Source organism: Marinobacter sp. KM021 (assembly GCF_050707965.1).
Taxonomy (GTDB): Bacteria; Pseudomonadota; Gammaproteobacteria; order Pseudomonadales; family Oleiphilaceae; genus Marinobacter; species Marinobacter shengliensis.
Genome location: NZ_CP136129.1, coordinates 4,000,033 through 4,021,080 on the forward strand (window position 1 = coordinate 4,000,033; position 21,048 = coordinate 4,021,080).

Here is a 21,048-nt window from a genome sequence, read left to right on the forward strand (position 1 = left end):
GGGCTTCGGGACCGGGGTAAGGGGGAGGGCTTCCAAAACTATCAGGAAAGCCACGGTTTCCGTTTTGGAAGCCCTCCCCCTTACCCCGGTCTTGAACTATATTTACTACAGCCAGTTATTCAGCATAATACCCACCCCAAAGCGCTCAATACGCTCATTATAATCAATCAAACTCTCCCCATACCCGTTGTAGTACTGGAAAAAGCCCTTCAACGTATCCCCCATCGGGAAACTGTACCCGAACTCCACCGACGTCCGATTGGTAGAGCGCATATTATTCAAAAGCTTCAGCGAGAACGTACGGTCCTCCGTCAGCTTATAGACGGCATGGTAACTGCCATACCCCAGATACTTCTCGATATCCGAATTATCGTCATCACTGCTGCTCTCCGGCACCCGGTACCAGGGGTTTGCCATAAACAGCCAGCGGTCATAGCTGTAGGCCAGCCCGCCCTTTATCCTGTTCCAGCTTCGTGAACGGGGGTCTGATTGACCATTTGACTGGTGATTGAGCCCGATAGAGACACCACTTAGAGTTCCTGGCCCCACCTTCCAATCCAGTCGCTGCCGAAAGAAAATCTCAGGCTCGTAGTTGGTTTCCCGGAAAGGCGCGGATTCTTTGGTGTTATAAACCTGCCAGTAGGACTGCTGGGTGTAACCGAACCAGAAGGTTGTGCGATCATCAAAAATGCCGGTCAGCAACGGTATCTTGAAACTGATCTGGTATTTCGCTTCCTCCTGCTCCAGACCGTAGTCATAACCACCGGTGCCCAATCGCGGGCTGACGGGCCTTGGATTCGGGTCGTCTACGTAAGTAATCGGCAGGATATAGTTGGGCCGATGGGTAACAAAGCTGCCGGTGAATGAGAAGATTGCTTTTTCTGCGGTCAGATAATTATCAACCAAAGCTGCCATCATGCCGGCATCCGGATCATCCCCCAGGGCATCACCAACCATATCCTCGCGGGTGGCGTCATCTGCCACCAGTTCGGCAGCTTCCTCGTCGGCCTGTTCTAATGCCTCCTCGTCAGCCGCCTCTCTTGCTGCCCCCGGGTCGTTCTGGGCGTCGTAGCAGGCCAAGCGCTGTATGCCGTCTCGAATCAGGGCGCAGTTAACAGCGCTCTGATCGGGTGTGGTGCCCTCATCGGCCGGCGCAGCACTGCTTGTAGCCACCAAAATCATGGCCAGCACCTTGGCCGGCAAACCGCTGTGATTTCCTTTCATCGAATCCTCTCAATTGGTGGCGGTCAGGCTGAGCCAGGTATTGGCAATGCTGTATACCCAGATCCCCAGCAGGCTCAGGGCCAGCAGGAGGAAAATCAGTTTATGCCGGGCGTTGCCCTCATCACTGGCAGACGCCACCCAGCGCAGATACATCAGACCGATGAAGCTCAGGAAAACGCCCAGGCTGGCCACCGCCGGAACAAGAAGCCAGGCAGCGCTCACCGGCGTCTCAGCAGTGGACTGGTTGCCAAACCAGGCCATCGAAACCAATAGAATCGCGAGGCTGGAGAACTCGACGATCAACAGCGGTTTGCGCAGGCGGTGGGGGTTGTTGTCTGACATGTGACTCCCTGTTCTGGCCGGAATAATGTTAAACCACACGGTCAACAGGTATGGTAACCGGAATTGGCTTCAGTTCCGTTATAACCTACGAAACTGTCACTAAAATGGTTGAAATCAAATTCTGTTTCTGGCCTTTGGTTTTTTTGCGGGGGCTCAATCGCTATAATGCTGCCACCGAAAGATTATAACGCTCAAATGCGAGGTGCATTGTGAAGATGAAGAGAGTCCTGGCTGTTGTTGTTCTGGGTTTTGGCCTGGCCGCTGGTGCTGCACTGGCAAGTGTTGAAGATGAGATCCGTAACCGCATCAAACCAGTGGGCGAAGTGTGCCTGCAGGGTGAGGAGTGTGGTGAAGCAGCAGCTGCTCCGGCCGCCGCCAGCTCTGGCCCTCGCTCCGGTAGCGAAGTTTACGATGCAGCCTGTATGGCTTGCCACACCACCGGTGCCGCCGGTGCTCCGGTTATCGGCAACGCCGACCAGTGGGCGCCTCGCATTGACAAGGGCATGGACACCCTGATTGATCATGCCATTAACGGCTTCAACGCCATGCCGGCCAAAGGCGGCTGTGCCAGCTGCTCCGATGAGGAAATCGTTGCTGCTATTGAGCACATCATTGATGAGAGCCAGTAATTCGGCTTGAGAATGTTTGGATGAATAAAACAGCCCCTCATAAAGGGGCTGTTTTATTTTGTGCGGATCAGTGGTGGTCATCCTTGGGTAGTGGGTTTCTGGTTAGGCGCCCCCTGATCTCAGACTGAGCGCCCGAATCTGTAATGACGGGAATTCGCCAGAGTCCCTCCCCGTTTTCAACACCCAGGCGTGGATCCAGCCAGCCAAAGCTTGGCGTCGCAGATACCTTGACCCAAGGGCGGCCGTTGGTGCTGCTGTTGACCATGCCTGGCCTTGCCTGGCTCAGGTCCGGCCAGTCTGTGCTCGAACGGTTTGCCATCACGCCTTCCGGGCTGAACCTCAGCAGCCCCTCGCCTTCCGTATCCTCCACGGTAAGAACATTGTTCCCACGGTAAGACACCAGAATGCCCGGCTGGGGAGCATCCAGGATAACCGCAGACAGCCCGGGGATCGCTGCAGGCTGACTGATGCTCGCCTGCAGGATGTGCTCGGGCGCGTTGTCTACCTCAACGGCTCCGTGCGCCAGCAAGGTTGAGGGTAAAGCTGAGCCTAGCAGTGCAAACACAGCGGCCTCAGCCAATGTCCGCGCCTTTTTCGTCATCTGCATGATCGCCTCCTTAGCCGGATGCACCAGTCAACAGCTCAAGCATGTCCTGGCCCAGCTGCGCCATGGTGGCATCGCCCTGGCACTGGAGCGCTTCGTTTACCACCGCAATCGGTGCAGAAACCGAGGGTACCCGCCCCTCCGGCGTGGATTTGCTGACGAACAACATATACTGCCCGGCGGGCACAACGCTCTGTTTCCTGGGCATTTCCAGTTGCAGGTTGCGGCCGTTGCGGGCCTTGACCGGCAGCTCAATCGCCCGCTGATCGCCATCAATCAGGTGAGTCATCACCGTTCTTCGGATCAGCAGCACCTTGTCGATGTCCAGGGCCTGGTCCACCTGAATGGTAAAGCTATCGCCAACACTGAGCTGCTCGGGTGCAGACAGTATGGTGGGCCGATCATTACGCATGGCGTAGGGCGGTGTGTAGATCTCGAAGCTTGGGTCCCGGCCATCGTTCGGGGCCAGTCCGAAGTCTTCCAGGCTGATGTGAGACAAATACGCTGTGTTGATCGGAGCGTGCCCGCCAATCATGACCCGGCCATCGGCCATCAACACGGCGGTGTTGTGATAGGTGCGTGGGCGATGGCCGCTGGCCATTTCGGTCCAGGTTTCGGTGTCCGGATCAAATCGCTCCGCGGTCATGATGGCGCCTTCAAGCCCCGGCAAGACGACGCCGTCTCGGGTGCCACCACTGAATACCATCTCGCTGCCGTCAGGCATCACCACATTGGTGCCATACCAGCGCGGCTGGTTCAGGGCGCCGGTCAGCCGTGATTCATAGCCAATCTGGTCGCCGTTGGTTTCAATCCGGTCAATCCGGCTCTGATCGGTCGGCAGGTAGCCGCCAGGGCTGGTCAGCAGTGCATAGCTGGGCACGCCACCGGCTGTGAGCAGTTCAACGTCGTTGTACTCGCCATTTTCGTCCGGCTCTAACGGCAGCATGGTCGAGGAGGTGGAGCCCCGCATACCACCGCCGATGGCTTTGATCAGCGTGTCAGTTGTCAGGAGCGAATCGTCCGGGCTGGTCAGCAGATCGGTGACGGAGCTGATCAGTCCATCCGTGCTGGATAACAGGTCTTCGGTAAACAACCGGAGCTGCTCTTCGGTCAGGTTGGTCAGATTGAGCGTGCTGGCAAGCTGCCCCAAACCGACTTCATCCAGCCGCAACGGCAGGCCGGCATAGCCAATGTCATTCCAGCGCTGGCTGGCAGGGTCAAAGGTGGCGACGATGTTCCAGAGTGCCTGGTCATAACCCTGGCCAAAGGGATTGAAGGCCTGGCCACCGGCATTGTAGAGCACGTGGCCGTTAGGCAGCAGGTGCAAGCGGGGGTACAAAGGCAGCGAGCGGTCCGCGGTGCTGGGGTTCTGGCTCCATACGCCGGTGCAGGGGTTGAAGGTTTCCGTTTGCACCACGTTGCGGCCGGAGTTGATGGGCTCCTCGGGATAAACCGGCTTCAGCAGTTTGGTGACGCCGCTGGCAACAAAGATTTTGCTGTCTGGCAGCGTGACCATGGAGGGATACCAGCGGCCGAAGTTCATGTCTCCCGTTTGCCGCCAGGTATTGGTGGCCGGATCAAAGATCCGGGAATTCTTGATGCCTTCCAGCTCAGCTACCCCCAGGGGTAAGCCATCAATGCCCGGCTCGGAATAATAGTCGGTGCCGCCCACGGCCATGACACTGCCATCCGCGAGCCCGATCACGTCAGAGCAGAACAGGGCGCCGTCGTTCCGGTTGGTGTTGTCGGCGGTGTCCAGCAAACCGTCCAGTGGCGTTCCGCCAAGCAACGTCTCACTGTCGTTGCCATCCGGGTTGGCACCACCGCGTAGCGGAGAGGGTTTCAGCCAGTCGGGGCGATCGTCGTCACCCAATGACAGCACGCGGGTCTGGTCGTTTACCGATACTTCGCCGAACTCGGCAACAATGGACAACTCAACGTTTTCGGTTCCCTCCAGCGCATTCAGGTAAAGAAGGCGGTCGTCGGGAAGCAGCGCCATGGTGCCGGCGGCCGGCTTACATTCCTGCAGACCGTCTTCGGTGGTGATGCACTTTTCGTCGGTTTCGACCACTTCCCCATCTACCACGATGGTGGGTTCGGCGAACGGTGCGCTGAACACGCCGATAGGTGAGTAATTCTCCGGGATGGCCGGCAGCGGCCTGGGCGACGGCTGGGCCGCGTCTGCTACTTCTGGAGCCTCGGTGCGTGTGTTGGCGGTATCGCCCGATTCAGCGCCGTCACCGCCGCAGGCTGAAAGATAGGCGGCGCCCAACAAAATGGGGATACCCCTGTATAACCCGATTTTTGTTCGATTCATCGTATGCTCCCTTGTCTTGTATTTGTATGGCATGCGGTGGTCTATACGACCACTACTTACTCATACGGCGGGGAGCGGAAAAAGTTTCAAAAAATGTAAAATGTAATATTGTCCGGCAATATTACTCGCGGAGATTGCCGAGCAGGGCGCTCAGAGTTGCCTTGCCTTTTTTCTGATTGGTCTCTTTGTCCTGATCGCCGAGGCCCTCCCACTTCACGTCGTCTTCTGGCAGCTCGTCCAGAAACCGGCTGGGAATGGTCTCCAGTTTCTCGCCGTACTGCTTGCGTGAAGCGGCATAGGTCAGTGCCAGGGTTTCCCTGGCCCGGGTGATACCCACATACATCAGCCGTCGCTCTTCTTCGATATTGCCTTCTTCAATGCTGCTTCGGTGCGGCAGGATTTCCTCTTCCAGGCCCATGATGAACACATGGGGGAACTCCAGTCCCTTGGACGCGTGAAGGGTCAACAACTGCACCTTGTCGCTGTCATCTTCCTCTTCCCGCTGTTCCATCATGTCGCGCAGAATGAGCTTGGCGATGGCATCCTCTATGCCCAATTCATCGGCGGTCCCCTTGCCGTCGTCCAGCATGCGCTGGATCGATTCCACCAGGTACCAGATGTTCTCCATCCGCCGCTCGGCCTGCTTCGGGCTGCCGGAATGCTGGTGCAGCCATTCCTCGTATTCGATGTCGGTGAACAGTTGCTTGATCACCGGTATCGGATCTTCGGAAAACAGCCGCTCGCAGGTTTTGTCCGCCCAGTGGGCGAAGCGGCGCAGCCGGTCCAGGCCTTTCTCGGTGACGTGGGTTTCCGCGCCCATGTCGCCCAGCGCCTTGAACAGGCTGACATTGCGTGAACGGGCATAGTGGCTCAGCTGTTCGAGAGTGCGCGGGCCAATCTCCCGGCGAGGCACGTTCACCACCCGCAGGAAGGCGGCGTCGTCATCCGGGTTGATCATCAACCGCAGGTACGACATCGCATCCTTGATCTCGCTCTTGGAGAAGAACGACTGCCCGCCGGAAATCCGATAGGGAATCTGATATGCCTGCAGCTTCATTTCCAGCAACCGGGCTTGGTGGTTGCCCCGGTAGAGTACGGCAAAGTCTTTGAAATCTAGCCCGTTCTTGAGCTTCTGGTCGAGGATCTCCGTGGCCACCCGCTCGGTTTCTGCGTCTTCGTTACGGCAACGGATGATGCGGATTTCCTCACCAATCGTGTGGTCACTCCACAGGGCCTTCTCGAACACGTGGGGGTTGTTGGCAATCACGGTGTTGGCGCTGCGCAGAATACGGCCGGTGGACCGGTAGTTCTGTTCCAGTTTAACGATCTTCAGGCTGGGAAAGTCTTCCTTGAGCTGCGCCAGGTTTTCCGGCCGGGCTCCACGCCAGGCATAAATGGACTGGTCATCGTCGCCCACCACGGTAAACGCTGACCGCTCTGCGACCAGTTGTTTGACCAGCTCATACTGACACACGTTGGTGTCCTGGTATTCATCCACCAGCATGTATCGGATTTTCCTGCGCCACTTGGCCAGCACGTCCGGGATGTCCCGGAACAACTGCACTGGTAGCAGGATCAGGTCGTCAAAATCCACCGCGTTGTAGGCTTTCAAATACTCGTTGTAGTGCTTGTAGACAATGGCGATGCGCTGCTCACGCTCGTCAGCAGCCTTGCTGTAGGCTTCCGACGGACTGCGCATGGCGTTTTTCCAGGACGAGATGGTCATCTGTACATCGTTCAGCTCGTCGCCGGCCTCGGCGCTGGCTTCCCGCATCATCAGGTCCTGCAGCAGGGCTTTCGCATCTTCGGCATCGAAGATGGAGAAACCGGGGTGGTAGCCCAGGTGCGCATGTTCCTCCCGGATAATATTCAGGCCCAGATTGTGAAAGGTGGACACGATCAGCCCCCGGGCCTTACCCCGGTCAACAATCCGGCTGACCCGTTCCTTCATTTCCCGGGCGGCCTTGTTGGTGAACGTCACTGCGGCAATGTGTCGCCCCGGAATGCCCAGCTCTTCAATCAGGTAGGCAATCTTGCGGGTGATTACACTGGTTTTGCCACTACCCGCCCCGGCCAGCACCAGCAGAGGGCCTTCGGCGTAGCGAACCGCTTCGCGTTGTCTCGGGTTGAGCTTGTTCACAATGTAGAGACCAAATAGGGAACCATGGGGAGGTATTTAGCGTGGGGCTATTCTACACCAGCCAGACTTTCTGTACCTTGACGATCTATCAGCTATGCTTCCTAGAATGGACTCTGCTGTTGGCCGACACATGGATTTTGCTCGATGACACTGTCTCTGGACACCAGACCTGATCGTCTACGCCTGCTGGTACTGACCCCGGAATACGCGGATTTTCTGTGGTTATCCGCGCTGCTGGACGACGATCCGGAAATCAGTCCGGACGCCATATGGTGCCCGGACCTGGTGGATTGTGATGATCTTATCCGCAACGCCAGTTTCGATGTCATTGTCTGGGACTGCATTTTTCACGGTGGTGACGAACAGTCATTTCTACAGTATCTGTCCGTTTCCAGTGAAGACAAACCGGTGCTTGCCCTGAGCGCGGAACCCTGTAACGAGCGAGCAGGCGAGCTGTTGCGCGACGGTGCATCCGACTACCTGTGCCGGCAGACCCTGGATCGCTGGAACTTTCGCCGGGCGGTGAAGTATCTCTGGTATCGCGTGCAGCTGTCAGAGTCGGCCCACGGCCAGTTAGGCCGTGAGGTGGCAACCGGGTTTATCAATAGGGACCTGTTCTTCGATCGCCTGCAGCAGGCGCTGTTGCGGGCGGAGAGAGCTGGCCACCGGCTGGCACTCCTGCATCTCAATGTCGATGATTTTCGCAGTATCAACGAATCCTTCGGTTATCAGAAAAGCGACCAGTTGATGTTCCGGCTGGCGGAGCGGCTGCGCCAGAAGATGCGTCGGGTGGATTCGCTGATGCGCATCGGCGGCGACGAGTTGGCGATTATTATCGAGAAGGTGGAAGACTCGCTCGATATTACCCAGATTATCCGTAAGGTGGTGGTTGCACTGGATGAGCCGCTGACCGTTGACGGCCAGATGATTGTGGTCAGCGCCAGCCTGGGCGTGGCGACCTATCCCGAGGCGGGCGACAGCCCGGAAGAACTGCTGAGGCGGGCCAACCGGGCGATGTTCGAGGCCAAACGGGACCCGGGTACCAGTTATCGGTTCTATGACCGGCAGTTACATATTTCTGCTGGCTACCAGCTCCGGTTGGAAGCGGATTTGCGTAACGCTTTACGCGGTAAAGAGCTGGAGCTCTACTATCAACCAAGAATCGATCTGGCGACCGAAGAGGTTCGTGGCGTCGAGTGCCTTCTGCGCTGGAATCATCCCAAGCGAGGCCTGGTGGGGCCCGACGAGTTCATACCGGTGGCGGAACGCAGTGGCCTGATTGTACCCATTGGTTACTGGGTTATAGAGCAGGCCTGCAAGCGCCTGCAGGAGAGCGCCGAAATGGGCTTTCCCGGCCTGGTATTTGCGGTCAATCTGTCGTTCCGCCAGTTCCACGACCGCAAGATGACCGAAACCATCTTCCGGATTATTTTCAACGCTAACGTCGACACCAGCCTGCTGGAGCTGGAGCTGACCGAAAGCGCCATGATGCACGATCCGGATTACGCCCAGCGATGCCTGCGGGAACTCAATCAGCTAGGCATCAGCTTTGCCCTGGATGACTTCGGTACCGGTTTTTCATCCCTGAGCAATCTGCAACACCTGCCCATTTCCCTGGTGAAAATCGACAAATCCTTCGTCCAGGAACTGGGGCAGTCGGCGGATGCCGAGCACATCATCCGGGCCATCATCAGCCTGGCCCACAGCCTGCAGATCAGCGTGGTGGCGGAGGGTGTTGAAACCGAAAGCCAGCTGGAATTCCTGCGCCAGCAGCACTGCGATGAGATCCAGGGCTATTACTTTGCCCGCCCCATGCCCTGGAATGACCTTGTACAATTCCTGAACCACCGTAACCAGTCCGCTTGCCTGCAGCAGTAAGCCGCTGTACCTTTGCGCATTAATTCCGAACGCGATAATACACAGAGGTTGCATGAACAGTATCTCCCGGCGCATTGCCGACGAACTCGGCGTACGCGAGCAACAGGTTAATGCCACCGTTGCCTTGCTGGATGAAGGGGCCACCGTTCCGTTTATTGCCCGTTACCGGAAAGAGGTGACCGGCTCACTGGATGACAACCAGCTGCGAACCCTGGAAGAGCGTCTTCGTTACCTGCGCGAGCTGGAAGACCGCCGCGGCACCATCCTCAACAGCATTGATGAGCAGGGCAAGCTTACCGATGAGCTGCGCGCCGCCATCCAGGAGGCAGACACCAAGAACCGCCTGGAAGATCTGTATCTGCCCTACAAGCCCAAGCGCCGCACCAAGGCCCAGATTGCCCGTGAAGCCGGGCTGGAGCCCTTGGCTGACGCCCTGTTTGGCGACCCTACGCTGGACCCGGAAGCCACCGCCGCCGGTTACCTGAACCCGGAAGCTGGCGTGGAAGACACCAAAGCCGCGCTGGAAGGCGCCCGCCACATTCTGATGGAGCGCTTTGCCGAAGACGCCGAGTTGCTGGGTTCATTGCGGGACTTTATCTGGCAGGAAGGTCAGTTGAAAGTCGCGGTGGTGGATGGCAAGGAAAACGAAGGCGCCAAGTTCCGGGATTATTTCGATCACGTGGAGCCCCTGAAGAAAGTACCTTCACACCGGGCCCTGGCGATTCTGCGCGGACGTAACGAAGGCATACTGACCTATTCGCTGGTGGTGGGGGATGTCGAAGACGATCGCCGTCAGCCCCATCCCGCCGAGCAGCGGATTGCCGCGCGCTGGGGTATTCGGGATAACGGGCGGGCCGCCGACAAATGGCTGTCGGAAGTGGTGCGCTGGACCTGGCGGGTGAAGCTCTCTACCCAGATTGAAACCGACCTGATGTCTCAGGTAAGGGAAGCCGCCGAGGCCGAAGCCATCAACGTGTTTGCCGCCAACCTAAAAGACCTGTTGTTGCTGGCCCCGGCCGGCCCCCGGCCAACCCTGGGCCTGGACCCCGGTCTGCGTACTGGCGTTAAAGTCGCGGTGATCGACGGCACTGGCCAGGTGGTGGACCACGGGGCCATCTTCCCCCATGCGCCCCAGAACAAATGGGAGCCATCCATTGCCCAGCTGGCGGCCTGGTGCCAGAAATACCAGATTGAGCTGGTCGCCATCGGCAACGGCACCGCGTCCCGGGAAACCGAGAAGCTGGTGGGCGACCTGTGCAAACGCTATCCGGAACTGAAGCTGGCCCGTATTGTGGTGAACGAATCCGGTGCGTCCATCTACTCCGCCTCGGAATTTGCCTCAAAAGAGCTGCCGGATCTGGATGTTACCATCCGTGGTGCGGTGTCCATCGCCCGCCGCCTGCAGGACCCACTGGCGGAACTGGTAAAGATCGAACCCAAGTCCATCGGGGTTGGCCAGTACCAGCATGACGTTTCCCAGGTGCAGCTGTCCCGTAGCCTGGATGCGGTGGTGGAAGACTGTGTAAACGGCGTTGGGGTCGACCTGAATACGGCCTCCGTGCCTCTGCTTACCCGGGTCTCCGGCCTGAATCCGAGCATTGCCCAGAATATCGTCGATTTTCGCAACCAGAACGGCAAGTTTGTCAGTCGCAAGCAGCTATTGAAGGTCTCCCGCCTGGGTGAGCGCACCTTTGAGCAGGCGGCCGGCTTCCTGCGTATTGCTGGCGGCGACAACCCGCTGGACCGTTCCTCGGTGCACCCGGAAGCCTACGGTGTGGTTGAGGCCATCGCGAAGGGTAATGGTCGCAAGGTGGAAGACATCATTGGCGACTCGGCGTTTCTGCGCAGCCTGAACCCTCAGGACTACGTTACCGAACAGTTTGGCCTGCCAACCATCAAAGACATCATCTCCGAACTGGAAAAGCCGGGCCGCGACCCGCGCCCCGAGTTCCGCTTTGCCAACTTCGAGGAAGGGGTGGAAACCCTGAATGACCTGAAACCAGGCATGGTGCTGGAAGGTTCGGTAACCAACGTCACCAATTTCGGCGCCTTTGTTGATATCGGCGTGCATCAGGACGGCCTGGTGCACATCTCCGCCCTGTCTCATACTTTCGTTAAAGATCCGCGCGAAGTGGTCAAGGCCGGTGATATTGTTAAGGTCAAAGTGATGGAAGTGGACATTCCCCGTAAACGCATCGGGCTGTCTATGCGTATGGATGACCAGCCCGGTGCCGAGACCCAGGCCAAGCCAGCCCGGGGCGCCGACCGCAACGCAGGTCGCTCCGGTGGTCGCAAACCCCAGGGTGGCCAGGGCCAGGCGCAGGGCGCCATGGCGGGTGCGTTGGCGCAGGCGCTGGCCTCTGCCCGCAAGAACGGTCGTTAAATCACCTTATCGATTCAACGCGATTGCTCCTCACGAGGGGGCAATCGCGCCAACAGGAGCTCACCATGGCTGAATCCCGCCACTCCCTGTTTCACCAGTTTGCGGCCAGCGATTGGGACGGTTTCCTCAAAGGGGTCGAAAAAGAAGGCCTTCGCGTGGATGCCAATGGTTTCATTGCCCAGACACCGCACCCGGAGGCGCTGGGCTCGGCCCTGACCCATCCACGGATTACCACCGATTATTCCGAAGCCCTGCTGGAGCTGATCACCCCGGTTTTCAGCTCCACTGAGGCCATGCTGGCATCGCTGCGAGACACCCACCGGTTTGTCCAGCAGAATCTCGGTGACGAAGTGTTCTGGTCGGCCAGTATGCCCTGTGAGATTGATGGCGATCAGAGCATTCCCATCGCTGAGTATGGCCGCTCCAACATTGGCCAGCTCAAGCATGTCTATCGGCAGGGGTTGGCTGTGCGTTACGGTCGCATCATGCAGAGTATTGCCGGGGCCCACTACAACCTGTCGTTACCCGACAGTTTCTGGCGTAAGTGGCAGCAACTGACCGGCAATCAGGATGCCCTGAAGGATTTCAAATCCGACCAGTATTTCTGGTTGATCCGCAATTTCCGTCGCCGAAGCTGGCTGTTAATGCTGTTGTTCGGTGCATCACCAGCCCTGGACGCCAGTTTCGTTGCCGGCGTGAAGCATGACCTAAGCCGGTTTGACGAGCGAACCTGGTATGGCAAACACGCTACGTCGCTGAGGATGGGTGATCTGGGTTACCACAACAATGCCCAGGCCTCCCTCAACATCTGTTTCAACGAGCTGGACACTTACACCCGTACCCTGGACCAGGCTATCCATACCAATTGGCCTGCCTATGAAGCCATTGGCACTCGTCGTAACGACGAGTTTATCCAGATCAACACCAGTGTGTTGCAGATTGAGAACGAGTATTACAGCGCCGTTCGTCCCAAACGCACCACCGAGCGCGCTGAGAAGCCTATCCAGGCGCTGGATGCCCGTGGAGTTGAATACATAGAGGTACGTTGTCTGGATCTGGACCCATTCTCGCCGGTAGGGGTCAACCGGGCGCAGATCGATTTTCTGGATCTGTTCCTGCTTGACTGCCTGCTGACCGACTCTCCCCGAATCGGAGATGACGAATGTCAGCGGCTGGATGACAACTATAAAGATGTGGTGGCATCAGGCCGCTGGCAGGATCTGGGGGTGTGCCAGGGTGGCCAGCGGGTGCCGGTGGGTGATGCTGCCCGTGAGTTGCTGGATCGCTTGCAGCCGCTGGCGGATTTGCTGGACAGCTGGGGTAAGGACGAGACCTACCGTTCAGCCCTGGCTGCTCAGCGTGAAAAGTTGCAGGGGCAGGAATGGTCTGTGCCATCAGCCCGCGTACTGGCGTCGATGGAAGCCTCCGGGCTTGGTCACCGGGACTGGGTGCTGGCGTTGTCCCGGCAGCACCAGGAAACCCTCAGAAGCGAACCACTGGCTCCGGACGTGCTGGCGGATTACCAACGCATGTCGCGGGAATCCCTGGCCGAACAGGATGCCCAGGAACAGTCGGATAAACTTCCGTTTGCCACCTTCCTGGAAGAGTATCTTCGCTCGTGAGCCGTGGTTGAGTCACAACCCGAAAGGGACGTGACGCACAGAAACCACCGAAGGGTTTGCCGGCTTCGTTACCTGCTGTTACTTTTGTTTACAACAGGTAAGGAGACGGCGCCATGGCAAGAGATATCAAGCTCGGATGGGATGTGGAAGCCCTCAACAAGGCGTATCGCCAGGGGTACATGGCGGGCTCCATGGGCATGGATAAAAACCGATGCCCGTATCGGGGTGAGGTGATCATCGCCGCCTGGGAAGCGGGTTGGGATGATGCCGGCCAAGTGGCTGCTGAGCAGCCCTCCAGCGACGACCTGTTCTCCCGAATCGCCTGACCTACCGTTGCACCACAAATTCCGTAAACAGCACGCCGGTGATGCGCTCACCGGTTTTCTGTTCTTCCAGGGCGGCATTGATCCGCTGTGTGGCTTCCCCTCTTAACGCTTGCTGGCCCTGCTGAGTAGTGAGCTGGTCAACGTCCGTCTGCTCACCGAACAACATTACCAGTTCGTGCCGCAATCGCGGCATATGGGCCTGTACTGCGGCTCTTGTTGTCTCCTGCGAGGCACGAAGGGTTACCGATGCCTTCAGGTAAATGACCTTGTTGCCGGGTTCGCCCACATGGGTCACAAATGCCGGCTCCATGGCGATGTAGTCGGTTACCCCCCGTTCCTCCGGCTCCTCCTCCGCCATGGCCGGCCAGGCGATCAGGGAAGCGATAGCGAGTAACAGCGTTAGGGCGTATTTTCGGTGAAAGGTCATAGGCGCAATGTTCTTCATGGGTTAGGATTGGCAGCATCAGCTTACATGATGATTCCGGGGTGTTGATTTGACAAGCAGATGGGTGTTCGGCGTCGTTTTTCTTTTGTGCGCAGCTCTGTTGGCCGTGGCCTTTTACATGGAGCACGTCATGGGCCTGGAGCCTTGTCCGTTGTGCTGGTTGCAGCGTTTTGGCTTCATGGGCGCCGGGCTGGTAGCCCTGATTGCGTTTCTCCATGGCCCCACCGGTTTTGGTAACCGGGTGTATGGCTTTTTTCTGGTGCTGACCGCCGGTACCGGGCTGGGCATTGCTGGCCGGCAGCTGTGGCTGCAAAGCCTGCCGGAGGATCAGGTGCCCGCCTGTGGCCCGTCCGTGGACTACATGCTTGAGGTGTTGCCCTGGTTTGAGGTGCTGCAGACGGCCCTGAAAGGTACCGGTGATTGCGCCGAGGTGGTCTGGCGCTTTCTCGGGTTGAGCATTCCTGGCTGGACAGCCGTGTTCTTCAGCTTGTTGGTGCTGGTTGGCCTGGTGATGATGTTCCGCCGATACCGGCCGAAAAACTGGTTGCAGGGCTGAAACGGTTGCGGGCCACCATGGCCTTGGGGTAACTTGATTCAGTCATGACGACAATCAAGTGAACGGCCATTTATCAGGCAGACTGACTGAGGGGAGACAGACGTCATGTTGGAGAACTGCAGAAACGCCAGGGAGCGTTGGGGCGGAGTCAGCGAGCTGATCGACCGTTGGCTGAAAGAGCGCCAAGAGCTGTTGGCGCGCTACTGCGATCTGTCGACCGAGACCGATTTTTCCCAGACCGAGATGCTGCGAGACAAGTTTGTCCGCCTCTGTGAGGTGCTGGTCGATTATGTGTCTGCCGGGCACTTCGAAGTCTACGAACAGTTGATCCAGGAAGCCCGTGAGTTCAACGATGGCGGCCTGGAGTTGGCGGCAAAGGTCTATCCCCGGATTGAGCAGACGACCGGTGTGGCTCTCAATTTCAATGATCGCGTTGATGGTCGACTGCTGACCGAAGGCGACGTCAGAGAGCTGTTCTCAGAGTTGTCCAAGCTGGGTGAAGTGCTGGAAAGCCGCTTCGAGATGGAAGACTTCCTGATCGAGCATCTGCATAACGCCCACGCTGGAAAAATGGCCTCAGCCTGATTCCGGGCAGCCAAAAGAGTCTTCCAAAAAAACGGCCTGAATGTTCAGGCCGTTTTTTTTATTGCCCGGTGTTATTCGCCTTCCGGGTTCACTGCCAGCAGTTCCACATCAAAAATCAGGGTTTCGTTGGGTCCGATGGCCTGATTGCCGCCGGGGCCGTAGGCCAGATCGGCAGGAATGTAGAGCTTGTAGCGGGCGCCTTCGCTCATCAGTTGCAGGCCCTCGGTCCAGCCCGGAATCACCTGGTTCAGGCCAAAGGTAACCGGTTGGCCACGATCACGGGAGCTGTCGAACACATCGCCATTGATCAGCTCACCGGTGTAGTGTACCTGTACACGGTCTGAAGCTGTCGGGTTGTTGCCGTCGCCTTCCTCGATGACCTCATATTGCAGGCCGGACTCGGTGGTTTCCACACCATCCCGTTCAGCGTTCTGGGCCAGGAAGGCTTCGCCGGCTTCCAGGTTCTGGCTGGCCAGTTCGTTGTATTGCTGTTCCTGTTGGCTCTGAAGCTCCTCCTGATAGGCCATCAGTGCTTCCTGAATTTGCTCCCGGGTCAGGCGCTTGGTCTCCTCGTCACCGGCGTGGCCGTGCTGGATGCCCTGCAGGAACTGATCCATTTGCAGGTCAGGCAGGTCATTGCTCATGCGCTCACCAAGCACCAGGCCCATGCCGTAGCTGACTTTCTCCGGCGTCGTGTCCAGAGCGGGGTCCTTTGCGGAATCCTGGGCGGTAGAGCAGCCGGCAACCAGGCCGGTCATGGCGATAGCTAACAGGGTTTTCTTCATACGGGTATCCTTTGCGCGTGTAACAGGGCCAGACGGCCCACTTGGATTTGGCAAACAGGAAAGGTAACGGGTTCAGCCGCAGGATGCCACTGAAACTGTGGTAACAGTGTGATGCCGTTGGCGTCAGGTGCCGTTATCCCCGGGCGATGGAGCCAGGGAAAAAGGGGCTCGGTAGGGCGAGCGCCAGTCGTTGTCATTGTCGGCCCGGCGTTCGTTATGCAGGTTCTTGCCCGGACGTTCAATGGCCAGAGCATTCCAGGGGCCCTGGGCCGGTGGCTGGTCGGCGTAGTGCCAGTTCCCCTCGGTGTCCTGCCATTTGAAGACAATCTCCGGGCCCTCGGTGGGAATGGGGGCCGGTAGCAGGCCTTCGAACGAAGGGATGGCCTCGGGTTTCTCCTCAGCCGCAGACTCCGATACCTTGCCTGGGTCCCCCAGGCCAAAGAAAATCAGCAACAACAGCAGGCCAAGAGCCGGAAACGATAGCCGAATAAGCCATTTCATCATCATGGCCGGAGTTCTCCTGCCGCAGCCTCCAGGAGGCCTGCCAGCGTGTCCAGTGATATGGGGCCCCGGGTGTCTGCTTCCCGACGCGGTGCTGCAGCCAATAGGTTTTGCTGGATGGCGGCTTTGCGATTGTGCATGTTGCCAGTCTCCGGGTACCTGGGTGTCAGTGTGTGCCAGGCCAGGGCAAGTTCGGTTTGCTCGGCCTGTAGTTCGGCCCGTGCCAGCGCTTCCCGGAGATCACGACAACCAATATGATGCCGGGGAATGGATTTTCTGGCCGAACGAATGCTGCCGGTTACACGGGATCGCCACTCTGTTACCTTAGCGTCCTCAACGCCAGTGAACAGGTGCCCGTTCACCCCCAACCAGCCGGCACAGAGAATTCGGGTAACGCTCCAGTCACAGGCCTGCAACGTCAGGCAGGCCTCGGCCAGCTCCGGGTTTTGCCAGCAGGCCAGTGCATAACGCCACAGGGGATTATCCGGTTCCATTGTTGCGGGCAGATTCAATGATTCTGTCTGCGGAACGGTCATGGCAGGGCGCTTCCCTGGCTGAAATCCATGGATAAAGACAGTCTATGTTAACGATAACCGATCTCAGTTTACAACGAGGCGGCGTCTGGTTGCTAGAAAACGTCAGCCTGACGGTGCAGCCCGGCCAGAGGGTAGCGATTGTTGGCGCTAATGGTGCCGGAAAATCCAGCCTGTTCCAGCTCTTACTGGGCCATCTGGCGCCGGAGCAGGGCAGTGTGTCGCTGCCAGGGGGCTGCGGTATAGCCCACATGGCGCAGGAGGTTGAGGCCAGCCAGCGATCTGCACGGGACTTTGTCCTGGATGGCGACTTTGAATTGCGCCGTATGGAGCGTGAGCTGGCCGATGCGGAAGCCCGGGATGATCATCACGCCATTGCCCGCCTGCACGGCGAGCTGGATGTACACGAAGCCTGGTCTGCGCCGAGAAGAGCCGACTCGTTGCTGCGTGGGTTGGGGTTTGCCGACAGCGATGTCGGCCGGCCAGTATCGGCGTTTTCAGGGGGCTGGCGTATTCGTCTGAATCTGGCCCAGGCCCTGATGAGGCCATCAGACCTCCTGTTGCTGGATGAGCCCACCAACCACCTGGACCTGGACGCCTGTCTGTGGCTTGAGAACTGGCTTCGTCGATATCCTGGCACCCTTCTATTTATCTCCCATGATCGGGATTTCATGGATCGGGTGGCCACACACCTGGTGCACTTTGATAACAAAAAGCTGGAACTCTACACCGGCAACTACTCGGCGTTTGAAGTGCAGCGCAGCGAGCGCCTGGCCCAGCAACAATCCAATTACGAGCGCCAGCAGGCCCGTATTGCCGAGATCCAGCGCTTTATCGATCGCTTCAAGGCCAAGGCTACCAAAGCCCGCCAGGCCCAGAGCCGGGTCAAGGCGCTGGAACGGATGGAGCGAATTGCCCCGGCCCATGTGGATTCGCCCTTCAGTTTTGAATTCCCGATGGCGGACAAGGTATCCAACCCGTTGTTATCCATTCGCAACGGCGTGGCCGGCCACGGCCAGACGGCGATCCTGAACAATATCAACGTCACCTTGCTGCCCGGCTCGCGCATTGGTTTGCTGGGCCCCAATGGTGCGGGCAAATCAACCTTTATGGATGCCCTGCGGGGCACTGGCACGCTGCTGGCGGGCGAGCGCACCTGTGGCGAGCACCTGGCCATCGGGTATTTTGCCCAGCACCAGCTGGAAGCCCTGGATCTGGATGCCAGCCCGTTCCTGCACTTGCAGCGGTTGGCGCCCCGCGCCTCAGAGCAGTCGGTGCGAAACTTCCTGGGCGGTTTCGATTTTCATGGCGACGAGGCCCTGAGCCCGATTCGCTCGTTCTCCGGGGGTGAAAAAGCCCGTGTCGCCCTGGCGGTGATCGCCTGGCAGAAACCCAATCTGTTGCTGCTGGACGAGCCCACCAACCACCTGGACCTGGAAATGCGCCAGGCCCTGACCATGGCATTACAGAACTTTGATGGCGCTATTGTGGTGGTGTCCCACGATCGGCACCTGCTGCGCAATACGGTGGATGAGTTCTGGTTGGTGTCGGATGGCACGGTTCAGGAATACGATGGCGACCTGGAAGATTACGAACGCTGGCTGGCAGATCGCAGAAAGGATGAGGGCGAGCCACCCAAACGCCAGGTGGCTGAGGACGCAAATGTTGAAAGGAATGCTGGCGGTGCTCCGGCATTGACGGCCGAGGAGCGCAAGGCCAGAAAGCGCCAGGAGGCGGAACTGCGCCAGAAACTGAGCCCGTGGCGGAAAAAACAGGTATCTCTGGAAGCTCGGATGGATCAGCTGCAGCAGCAATTGGCAGGCGTGGAAGCTTCTCTGGGCGACCCTGCGGTGTACGAAGACAGCGGGAAAGTACGCCTGAAGGCGCTGCTGGCGGAGCAGACCGAACTCAAGCGGGCCCTGGAGGAGGCCGAGGCCGAATGGCTGGAGGTCAGCGAAACGGTGGAAAATCTGGAGGCCGAACTGGCTGGATAGTTTACCGGGTGCCGATTTCCAGGGTGAAATCCTGTTTGGACAGGTAATCCCGCTCGTTCTCCAGGTCTGCCAGGGTCAGTGGCCGGTTATCCAGCCAGCCTTCCGGAAACTCCACCACCAGCTTGTTTTCATGGCCATGGAGGACGAATTCGGGTGGCTGCTCCAGATTCCTGGGGTGTTGGATCAACACGGCCAGCCTTAGCAAAACGCACAGGTAGCGCAGGCGTGGCTTGTCTTCCGGCTCTATGCCCTCGAACACGGTGGAGGAGAATTTCCGTCGATGGCCACGCACCAGGGTGGCCAGATCTTTTTGAAACTGCTGGGTAAAGCCTGGCAAGTCTGAATAACGCAGCAGATAAGCGCCATGTTTGTGGTACTGGCTGTGGGAGATGGTCAGACCAATCTCGTGCAGCCGGCAGGCCCAGCGCAGTACATCCTCGTCCGCTGACGTATGCAGGCCCCATTGATCGGCCACTTGCTGCCATGCAGCAATAGCCGTTTGCTCAACGGCAGCGCCGTGAGCCTGGTCCACATGGTAGCGCTCCTGCAGCGCGGCAATGGTGCGCTCCCGTACATCCTCGTGCTGGATACGGCCTACGATGTCGTACAGCAGCCCCTCCCGCAGCGCGCCATCAGCGAAGGTCATCGCTTGAATATCCAGTGATCGGAACGCCGCCAGCAGGATGGCAAACCCGGCCGGGAAAATGCTTTGCCGGTCCTGGCGCACGCCCAGGTCTGCCAGTTTTTCGACCCTGCCCATGTCGACAAGCCGTTTACGCAGCTCTTCCATTGCGTCACGGGTGAGGGTGCCATCGGTGATCTTCAGGTTGGCCAGCACACTGCAGATCGCCTTGATGGATCCTGAGGAACCGACGGCACTCTGCCAGCCAACCGAGCGGTAGTGCTGGCGGATGTTCAGGAGCTCCTGTTCGGCGTGAGTGATCGCTTTGTCCATCTGCCGCCGGGTAATTTTGCCGTCCGGGAAATAGCGATTGCGAAACGACACACAGCCCATATGCAGGCTTTCCAGCTCCTGGGGCTCAAATCGCTGGCCGATAATGAATTCGGTGCTGCCGCCGCCAATATCGATGACCAGTCGCTTACCTTCGTCATCGGCCAGGGTGTGGGAAACGCCAAGGTAGATCAGGCGGGCTTCTTCCCGTCCCGCGATGATCTCAACCGGGTAACCGAGGACCTCTTCTGCCCGGGCAATGAACTCGGGGGCGTTGCGGGCCACTCTCAAAGCGTTGGTACCGACAATCTGAACGCCCTCGGCAGGCATGCCCTGCAGGCGCTGGGCAAACCGGCTGAGACATTCCAGAGCCCTTTGCTGGGCTTCTTCCGTCAGCCGGTTATAGGGGTCCAGCCCAGCGCCAAGCTGGACTTTCTCGCCCATCTTTTCGACCGTGCGAATTTCACCATGGACCAGCCTGGCCACGACCATATGGAAGCTGTTGGAGCCCATATCAATGGCTGCCAGCATGTCCGGGGAGGGGGCGGTGTTCTCGGCAGGGGATGCGGCCGTCACGTGGGTTGGCGTCCTGTATGGTGTGAACTTGTCGATACAATGGCCGTACTATAAAAGAAAGCGCGGTGCGCTGTCAGTAACGGTCTGCGGTGAATACGGATGCGGATCGTCGCCGACGGAAACAGATCTCGCTTCACATTGAGGCCGGCAATCGCGTAAAGTATTCGTCTAACGAAATCCGGGCAGGCGACATTCCGATGACGGTTTGTAGAGCCTGCTACAGTCAACAGCGACTCCGACGCGGCTGCGTTACAGGCCCCGGAGCGCCTGAATCAGGAAAAGGTAATGAGCGGAAATATCGTTAATGTCACCGACGCTTCTTTCGAACAGGACGTACTGAAGTCCGACGTCCCGGTACTGGTCGACTACTGGGCTGAGTGGTGCGGCCCGTGCAAGATGATTGCCCCGGTTCTGGAAGAAATCGCCGACGAATACGACGGCAAGCTCAAGGTCTGCAAGCTCAACATCGACGAAAACGAACAGACCCCGCCCAAGTTCAACATCCGTGGTATCCCGACCCTCATGCTGTTCAAGAACGGCAACGTGGACGCCACCAAAGTTGGCGCTTTGTCCAAGTCACAACTCGCCGCCTTCCTCGACAGCAACCTCTGATCCGCTGTTGAAGAAAACCGCCCCTGAACATGGTTCACGGGCGG

General features: G+C 58.5%; 19 protein-coding genes. 9 read left to right on the top strand and 10 right to left on the bottom strand.

Translation table 11 applies throughout. The features are described 5' to 3' along the window. Nucleotides 1-105: 105 nt before the first annotated feature. Both RVM24_RS18670 and RVM24_RS18675 read right to left on the bottom strand, forming a co-directional pair. Nucleotides 106-1,224 carry a phospholipase A gene (locus tag RVM24_RS18670; RefSeq protein ID WP_431474556.1) on the bottom strand — a complete coding sequence of 373 codons (1,119 nt, stop codon included), beginning with the start codon at nt 1,222-1,224 and terminating at the stop codon, nt 106-108. A 9-nt stretch (nt 1,225-1,233) separates the two neighbouring features. After that, nucleotides 1,234-1,566, bottom strand: coding sequence for a hypothetical protein (locus RVM24_RS18675; protein WP_431474557.1), 333 nt, complete (start codon nt 1,564-1,566; stop codon nt 1,234-1,236). A 215-nt stretch (nt 1,567-1,781) separates the two neighbouring features. Here RVM24_RS18675 and RVM24_RS18680 point away from each other — a divergent pair, with 215 nt between their 5' ends. Beyond that, on the top strand, nt 1,782-2,195 hold the full coding sequence (locus RVM24_RS18680) for a c-type cytochrome (RefSeq protein WP_106694394.1): 414 nt from the start codon (nt 1,782-1,784) through the stop codon (nt 2,193-2,195). 67 nt (nt 2,196-2,262) lie between these two features. Here RVM24_RS18680 and RVM24_RS18685 read toward each other — a convergent pair whose 3' ends face one another. The 3 genes from RVM24_RS18685 to rep form a co-directional block, all read right to left on the bottom strand. Continuing rightward, entirely contained in the window at nt 2,263-2,802 is a 540-nt protein-coding gene (locus tag RVM24_RS18685; RefSeq protein WP_431474558.1) for a hypothetical protein, read from the bottom strand. A 10-nt stretch (nt 2,803-2,812) separates the two neighbouring features. Beyond that, the gene (locus RVM24_RS18690) at nt 2,813-5,116 is read right to left on the bottom strand and encodes a galactose oxidase-like domain-containing protein (RefSeq protein WP_431474559.1); all 2,304 of its coding nucleotides are present in this window, start codon (nt 5,114-5,116) and stop codon (nt 2,813-2,815) included. A gap of 121 nt (nt 5,117-5,237) precedes the next feature. Continuing rightward, nucleotides 5,238-7,256, bottom strand: a complete 2,019-nt coding sequence (rep, locus tag RVM24_RS18695; RefSeq protein WP_420194992.1) for a DNA helicase Rep — start codon at nt 7,254-7,256, stop codon at nt 5,238-5,240. Between the two features lie 144 nt (nt 7,257-7,400). On the opposite strand from rep, the gene RVM24_RS18700 reads away from it, so the two are divergent. The 4 genes from RVM24_RS18700 to rmf all read left to right on the top strand — a co-directional run bounded on the left by RVM24_RS18700 (nt 7,401) and on the right by rmf (nt 13,465). Then, nucleotides 7,401-9,134 (top strand): EAL domain-containing protein, encoded by a 1,734-nt coding sequence (locus tag RVM24_RS18700; protein WP_431474560.1) that lies wholly within the window; start codon nt 7,401-7,403, stop codon nt 9,132-9,134. A 52-nt stretch (nt 9,135-9,186) separates the two neighbouring features. Next, nucleotides 9,187-11,517 carry a Tex family protein gene (locus RVM24_RS18705; RefSeq protein ID WP_431474561.1) on the top strand — a complete coding sequence of 777 codons (2,331 nt, stop codon included), beginning with the start codon at nt 9,187-9,189 and terminating at the stop codon, nt 11,515-11,517. Between the two features lie 65 nt (nt 11,518-11,582). Then, nucleotides 11,583-13,139 (top strand): glutamate--cysteine ligase, encoded by a 1,557-nt coding sequence (gene gshA, locus RVM24_RS18710; RefSeq protein WP_431474562.1) that lies wholly within the window; start codon nt 11,583-11,585, stop codon nt 13,137-13,139. A 113-nt stretch (nt 13,140-13,252) separates the two neighbouring features. Beyond that, a complete protein-coding gene (rmf, locus tag RVM24_RS18715; protein WP_058091935.1) occupies nt 13,253-13,465 on the top strand; it encodes a ribosome modulation factor in 213 nt (70 codons plus the stop codon). Between the two features lies 1 nt (nt 13,466). On the opposite strand, the gene RVM24_RS18720 is transcribed toward rmf, so the two are convergent. Then, nucleotides 13,467-13,892 (bottom strand): flagellar basal body-associated FliL family protein, encoded by a 426-nt coding sequence (locus RVM24_RS18720; protein ID WP_058091955.1) that lies wholly within the window; start codon nt 13,890-13,892, stop codon nt 13,467-13,469. Nucleotides 13,893-13,959: 67 nt separating this feature from the next. On the opposite strand from RVM24_RS18720, the gene RVM24_RS18725 reads away from it, so the two are divergent. Then, nucleotides 13,960-14,466: a disulfide bond formation protein B gene (locus tag RVM24_RS18725; RefSeq protein ID WP_138436841.1), complete on the top strand. Its 507-nt coding sequence runs from the start codon at nt 13,960-13,962 to the stop codon at nt 14,464-14,466. Between the two features lie 105 nt (nt 14,467-14,571). Then, nucleotides 14,572-15,051 carry a sigma D regulator gene (gene rsd, locus RVM24_RS18730; RefSeq protein WP_431474563.1) on the top strand — a complete coding sequence of 160 codons (480 nt, stop codon included), beginning with the start codon at nt 14,572-14,574 and terminating at the stop codon, nt 15,049-15,051. A gap of 71 nt (nt 15,052-15,122) precedes the next feature. Here the strand turns inward: rsd and RVM24_RS18735 are convergent, their stop codons facing one another. The 3 genes from RVM24_RS18735 to RVM24_RS18745 form a co-directional block, all read right to left on the bottom strand. Next, complete coding sequence (locus tag RVM24_RS18735) at nt 15,123-15,836, bottom strand: FKBP-type peptidyl-prolyl cis-trans isomerase (RefSeq protein WP_138436840.1); 714 nt, start codon at nt 15,834-15,836, stop codon at nt 15,123-15,125. A gap of 123 nt (nt 15,837-15,959) precedes the next feature. Continuing rightward, nucleotides 15,960-16,343: a hypothetical protein gene (locus tag RVM24_RS18740; RefSeq protein WP_072678671.1), complete on the bottom strand. Its 384-nt coding sequence runs from the start codon at nt 16,341-16,343 to the stop codon at nt 15,960-15,962. Further along, nucleotides 16,340-16,873, bottom strand: coding sequence for a DUF2390 domain-containing protein (locus RVM24_RS18745; protein ID WP_138436839.1), 534 nt, complete (start codon nt 16,871-16,873; stop codon nt 16,340-16,342). The genes RVM24_RS18740 and RVM24_RS18745 overlap by 4 nt, the downstream gene beginning before the upstream one ends. Before the next feature lie 44 nt (nt 16,874-16,917). On the opposite strand from RVM24_RS18745, the gene RVM24_RS18750 reads away from it, so the two are divergent. Then, entirely contained in the window at nt 16,918-18,864 is a 1,947-nt protein-coding gene (locus RVM24_RS18750; protein ID WP_431474564.1) for an ATP-binding cassette domain-containing protein, read from the top strand. A gap of 1 nt (nt 18,865) precedes the next feature. Here RVM24_RS18750 and ppx read toward each other — a convergent pair whose 3' ends face one another. Continuing rightward, nucleotides 18,866-20,392, bottom strand: coding sequence for an exopolyphosphatase (gene ppx, locus RVM24_RS18755; protein ID WP_138436837.1), 1,527 nt, complete (start codon nt 20,390-20,392; stop codon nt 18,866-18,868). 285 nt (nt 20,393-20,677) lie between these two features. Between ppx and trxA the strand changes: the two genes are divergently transcribed. Next, nucleotides 20,678-21,004 (top strand): thioredoxin TrxA, encoded by a 327-nt coding sequence (gene trxA, locus RVM24_RS18760; RefSeq protein ID WP_011784020.1) that lies wholly within the window; start codon nt 20,678-20,680, stop codon nt 21,002-21,004. Nucleotides 21,005-21,048 lie beyond the last annotated feature (44 nt).